The 286-nt window shown below is 65.0% G+C and carries 1 protein-coding gene; it reads right to left on the bottom strand.

Annotated features, from left to right (window positions below):
• Positions 1 to 286, bottom strand: a 286-nt coding sequence (locus AAEY83_RS14095; protein ID WP_351059791.1) for a hypothetical protein, incomplete at both ends; no start/stop codon positions are given.

Below are 286 nucleotides of genomic sequence, written 5' to 3'. Positions count from 1 at the left end.
ACCAACGGCCTTCACGCAGACGCTTGGCCAGCAAACTGCCGAGCACGGTGAGCAGAGCGAAACTGCCCAGCCAGACGCCCGACAACGTGAGGAAATCCCCGGCCACGCTCCAGCCGGAGCGGTTCGACGGTTGCTTGACCAGCCTGTCGACCTCATCCGCCGCGCGGTCGGCGCGCAGCCGCCAGGCATCGACCAGGTGTTCGTTGAGATCGAGTTTTTCCTGCACATCGTCGATGCTCGTACTGATCGCCCCGAGCAGACCACCCTGCACCAGCGGTTCCGGGTG

The organism is Psychrobacter sp. TB20-MNA-CIBAN-0197 (genome assembly GCF_040309765.1).
Taxonomy (GTDB): domain Bacteria; phylum Pseudomonadota; class Gammaproteobacteria; order Pseudomonadales; family Moraxellaceae; genus Psychrobacter; species Psychrobacter submarinus.
This window is presented reverse-complemented; position numbering and strand designations above follow the sequence as displayed.